The sequence below is a fragment of the Amniculibacterium aquaticum genome (assembly GCF_003852705.1).
Lineage (GTDB): Bacteria > Bacteroidota > Bacteroidia > Flavobacteriales > Weeksellaceae > Amniculibacterium > Amniculibacterium aquaticum.
The window spans coordinates 1-5,578 of the sequence record NZ_REFA01000042.1 but is presented as its reverse complement, the minus strand read 5'-3'; the positions used below and the strand labels follow the sequence as shown (position 1 = coordinate 5,578).

2 protein-coding genes and 1 CRISPR repeat array are annotated in these 5,578 nt (G+C 33.1%); both genes read left to right on the top strand.

Annotation, left to right across the window (positions count from 1 at the left end):
* The first annotated feature begins 79 nt into the window (after positions 1-79).
* Complete coding sequence (locus EIY84_RS11375; protein ID WP_124643274.1) at positions 80-448, top strand: four helix bundle protein; 369 nt, start codon at positions 80-82, stop codon at positions 446-448.
* A 123-nt stretch (positions 449-571) separates the two neighbouring features.
* Positions 572-835 (top strand): CRISPR-associated endonuclease Cas2, encoded by a 264-nt coding sequence (gene cas2, locus EIY84_RS11370; RefSeq protein ID WP_124643272.1) that lies wholly within the window; start codon positions 572-574, stop codon positions 833-835.
* A gap of 206 nt (positions 836-1,041) precedes the next feature.
* A CRISPR array of direct repeats spans positions 1,042-5,294; the repeat unit is 30 nt; unit sequence CTTTTAATCGTACCATCTTGGAATTGAAAT.
* Positions 5,295-5,578 lie beyond the last annotated feature (284 nt).

Sequence of the window (5,578 nt, the reverse complement as noted above, 5' to 3'; positions counted from 1 at the left end):
ATGGAGTGATCAGTGATCGAGTGAAGGGTGATTGAGTGATGGGTGATCGAGTGATATGTTTAACATAAATAAAAGAGTGATGAAACAAGAAGAATTTAATGAGTTATTTCGAGAAAGAACTAAAAAATTGGCTTTGAATATTATTTCAATAGTCTCCGAAATCAATTACAGTGATGCTCTTGGCATTATTCGAAAACAATTAATCCGGTCTGTTACCTCCGTGGCTGCCAATTATAGAGCAGTTTGCAGGGCAAGATCAGAAAAAGAAAAATTTGCAAAACTCTGCATTATTGTAGAAGAAGCAGACGAAACTTTATTTTGGATAGAAATGCTTATTGATGGAGGCTTTACAGCAGAAGAAAAATTATTTGAATTGAGAAATGAATCAGAAGAAATCCTAAAAGTCATGTCTTCCTACAGAAGCAAACTAAAACCCACCAATCACTAAATCACAGATTACTAGATCACAAAATCACAGATCACCAAAATCACAATATCATCCGTCACCAAATCAAAGATCACAAGATCGCTAAATCACCAAATTGCTAAATCACTAAATCACCAGATAAATATGTACATCATCCTCGTTTACGATATCGGCGAAAAAAGAGTAGGCAAAATGCTCAAATTGTGTAGGAAATACCTAAATTGGATTCAGAATTCGGTTTTTGAAGGAGAGATTACAGAAGTTAAACTCAAAGAATTGCAATTTAAAGCCAAAGAAATTATGCAACTTGAAGAAGACAGTTTAATCATCTTCAAGAGTAGGAATGAAAAATGGTTAGAAAAAGAAGTGGTTGGAAAAGAAAAAAATGAGCTGGATACTTTTTTATGACTTGTCGAAGTCTTAATAAAAAATCAGAAAAACGCTCTTTGACATATCGTTTTAAAATAGAACACTGATTATCAATATTTTACAAAGTTGTCGAAACCCCAGTAAAATTATAGAATTGGACATCGACAACTTTTTTAGAAAAAAAACAGTAGTTTTGTTCACAGAAAAGCCTTTAAAAAGGGCTTTTTTAGTCGTCGATTCAACGGCTTTTAATCGTACCATCTTGGAATTGAAATCCAGATTTAAGTTAGTTGTTTGTTTTTGCTGATACACTTTTAATCGTACCATCTTGGAATTGAAATTTTCAAAGGCTTCTTTTTCGCTTCCTATTCCGTGGACTTTTAATCGTACCATCTTGGAATTGAAATTTGAAAGGTCTTGTCAATAGAAGAAAAAAAGAAGCTCTTTTAATCGTACCATCTTGGAATTGAAATGGCGAGCTCACACCAATGTTTTGCCAGGAAGTCGTTCCTTTTAATCGTACCATCTTGGAATTGAAATGATAAATCACGAATAATATCCGCACGACCACTAGCCTCCTTTTAATCGTACCATCTTGGAATTGAAATAACGATGAGTATACGTACGATAATTCAGCGTTTCGCCTTTTAATCGTACCATCTTGGAATTGAAATATTCACCAACGTTAACATTCAAATTCATAACTTTTGGTAACTTTTAATCGTACCATCTTGGAATTGAAATCCTTTAAAAGAATATTAACCGTGCTGCAATGGTTTGCTTTTAATCGTACCATCTTGGAATTGAAATTTTAAGCAATCTACTAGTACTGTTAATTCTTCTCTACTTTTAATCGTACCATCTTGGAATTGAAATTGGAAAAGGTGGTGCTTTCCAATAATACTTCGGATACTTTTAATCGTACCATCTTGGAATTGAAATACAAAGAGCTGATGAGATTTTCGAGTTCGTGGCTAACTTTTAATCGTACCATCTTGGAATTGAAATATGACAAACAACGCAGAAAATTAAACGCCTCGTTGGTCTTTTAATCGTACCATCTTGGAATTGAAATGTAATGCACGAATGTAATGTATTTACGCATTTCTTCCTTTTAATCGTACCATCTTGGAATTGAAATATAGAACAGGCTTATTAGAATCCAACATCAGCCGTCTTTTAATCGTACCATCTTGGAATTGAAATACTTTATGAAGGAGTTAGGGCAAGCGACTTTTAACACCTTTTAATCGTACCATCTTGGAATTGAAATAGAGCTCAAAAAAGAGGAGTTAAAGATTAGGAGATACTTTTAATCGTACCATCTTGGAATTGAAATCCCGTTGAGGGAATAGTTTATCAACTCTTTTTTGACTTTTAATCGTACCATCTTGGAATTGAAATTGCGGAAAATGCATAGAATGTTTAAAACTTAGGGTCTTTTAATCGTACCATCTTGGAATTGAAATCAGGGTACATTGTGTTCTTTGCCGTAGTAATCTTTCTTTTAATCGTACCATCTTGGAATTGAAATAAGACGATGAAGACCTAAGACACCTAGATATGTCACTTTTAATCGTACCATCTTGGAATTGAAATGGAGGTGATGAACATTTGGAGAATAGAGGTGGTGAACTTTTAATCGTACCATCTTGGAATTGAAATACGGCGTCTTCGTCGTGAATAAAAAACCACCCGAACCTTTTAATCGTACCATCTTGGAATTGAAATATAGTAACGGGATTAAAGCACATAGTTATAATTTTATCTTTTAATCGTACCATCTTGGAATTGAAATCTTATCAATACGGCGGGTCAGTATCTTGATGTTAATTCTTTTAATCGTACCATCTTGGAATTGAAATCTTGGTTCTCTTGGTGGTCACGGTTTGTCGGTTGGCTTTTAATCGTACCATCTTGGAATTGAAATAAACAAAATGAGCAATGATATTTTTGGTCAAGTTCACTTTTAATCGTACCATCTTGGAATTGAAATCCTCTAACAATTCTGTATCTATCTAATCGTTTTGCTTTTAATCGTACCATCTTGGAATTGAAATAATACTGTTCACGGAGATATTGCAGACACAATGAATCTTTTAATCGTACCATCTTGGAATTGAAATTGTTATGTTCACACGTCGCCGTCTTTGGGCGATATTGACTTTTAATCGTACCATCTTGGAATTGAAATCAAAAAATTACAAGTTCAAAAAAAAACTTAACAGCTCTTTTAATCGTACCATCTTGGAATTGAAATTTAATGTTATTAATGAGCAAGGGAAAAAGGTGGGTCTTTTAATCGTACCATCTTGGAATTGAAATAGAAATCTACAGAAAAGCCTACGCAAAAGCATTTGATCTTTTAATCGTACCATCTTGGAATTGAAATGATAAATCGCGAATAATATCCGCTCTACCTGAAGCTTCTTTTAATCGTACCATCTTGGAATTGAAATTTTATCAAAAATAATACGTGAAGGAACAAAGAAACTTTTAATCGTACCATCTTGGAATTGAAATAAGGTAACTGAACGGGATTTCCTTTCTGAGCAAAACTTTTAATCGTACCATCTTGGAATTGAAATAAGGTAACTGAACGGGATTTCCTTTCTGAGCAAAAGGCTTTTAATCGTACCATCTTGGAATTGAAATAGCAAAACCTCGTAATTTGGATTTCCTGACGGAACCTTTTAATCGTACCATCTTGGAATTGAAATTCAATACGGCGACCGATTTCGAGGTAATCTGATTTCTTTTAATCGTACCATCTTGGAATTGAAATCGCTGTACATTAAATCTTGAGATATTGGGGGTGTCTTTTAATCGTACCATCTTGGAATTGAAATAAGATGTTTTCCAAACTTGATAAATTTGATTATTTCTTTTAATCGTACCATCTTGGAATTGAAATAGAATGGTTGGAGTTAGCTGCTAGAGGTGGCTCAAGCTTTTAATCGTACCATCTTGGAATTGAAATTACTCACCAACACAGAAATATTTAATCTTTCTTTCTTCTTTTAATCGTACCATCTTGGAATTGAAATTGATTGGCTGACAACGACAAGGAGCGAAGTTTACGCTTTTAATCGTACCATCTTGGAATTGAAATCTTCTTTGAACCTTTGCATTTGGTTGTAGGGGTGACTTTTAATCGTACCATCTTGGAATTGAAATCACACGGGCAAATCATTTGAGAAAATCGGACACACGTCTTTTAATCGTACCATCTTGGAATTGAAATATTGTTTCTTTTAAACCTTTTTGAAGGTTGTTTCCCTTTTAATCGTACCATCTTGGAATTGAAATTTTTTAAAAATTTTGTATAGTTATTTTAATAAGATCTTTTAATCGTACCATCTTGGAATTGAAATTAGGTAAAATAACCTCTTGCAAGCCATCATCTCCTCTTTTAATCGTACCATCTTGGAATTGAAATGAAGAAATAATTAACGACTACAAACGAAAAGTATCACTTTTAATCGTACCATCTTGGAATTGAAATCACTCATGTATTTTTTTAAAACTTCTCATAATCTTACTTTTAATCGTACCATCTTGGAATTGAAATTTATTTGAGCAGGAGTATGGTTACCTTCGTCTAATGTGCTTTTAATCGTACCATCTTGGAATTGAAATAATTCTTCGGGTGCTGACTCTTTAATCAAGATGGGCTTTTAATCGTACCATCTTGGAATTGAAATACGATTTAAGAAAATCAGGCATCGACATTTCAATCACTTTTAATCGTACCATCTTGGAATTGAAATTTATATTCTACCAAGGAAACCAAATCGGTGGCATCTTCTTTTAATCGTACCATCTTGGAATTGAAATGCAAATACAGATAGGCATAACGAGAACGCTTACGAGCTTTTAATCGTACCATCTTGGAATTGAAATAGTATTGACCAGCAGTATTAACAAGAGGTAACTGCTTTTAATCGTACCATCTTGGAATTGAAATAAAGAAATAACCAAAACAAAGAAAAATAGAGTAGTCCTTTTAATCGTACCATCTTGGAATTGAAATATATGTCGGCATCCGAAAAGCTAAATTATTACACCAACTTTTAATCGTACCATCTTGGAATTGAAATGAAGAAATAATTAACGACTACAAACGAAAAGTATCACTTTTAATCGTACCATCTTGGAATTGAAATCACTCATGTATTTTTTTAAAACTTCTCATAATCTTACTTTTAATCGTACCATCTTGGAATTGAAATTTATTTGAGCAGGAGTATGGTTACCTTCGTCTAATGTGCTTTTAATCGTACCATCTTGGAATTGAAATAATTCTTCGGGTGCTGACTCTTTAATCAAGATGGGCTTTTAATCGTACCATCTTGGAATTGAAATACGATTTAAGAAAATCAGGCATCGACATTTCAATCACTTTTAATCGTACCATCTTGGAATTGAAATTTATATTCTACCAAGGAAACCAAATCGGTGGCATCTTCTTTTAATCGTACCATCTTGGAATTGATTTTGAATTTTTTATAAGCTAAAACAAGAATTATACTGTAAAATACATTAAATAGAATTCAAAAAGACAGATAGGTTTCAATCGAAAATATAGGATCTTATTTACTATAAAATTTTAAAATAGCACTTATCCTAAGATTTTTTTTGATTCTTTTTATCCTTCTTAGATTCAACTAATAAATGCAACAGCATTTAAAATAACCAAGGGAAGTGTTTTGCCCCAGGGGCAAAACACTTCCCTTGGTTGGCGAAAAAAAATCACCTTATTTTGTGGTCACTACACTACAA

Bases quoted from the DNA above. Each gene is read 5' to 3' on its own strand.
- EIY84_RS11375 (WP_124643274.1), top strand. From the start codon at position 80: ATGAAACAAGAAGAATTTAATGAGTTATTTCGAGAAAGAACTAAAAAA.
- cas2 (WP_124643272.1), top strand. From the start codon at position 572: ATGTACATCATCCTCGTTTACGATATCGGCGAAAAAAGAGTAGGCAAA.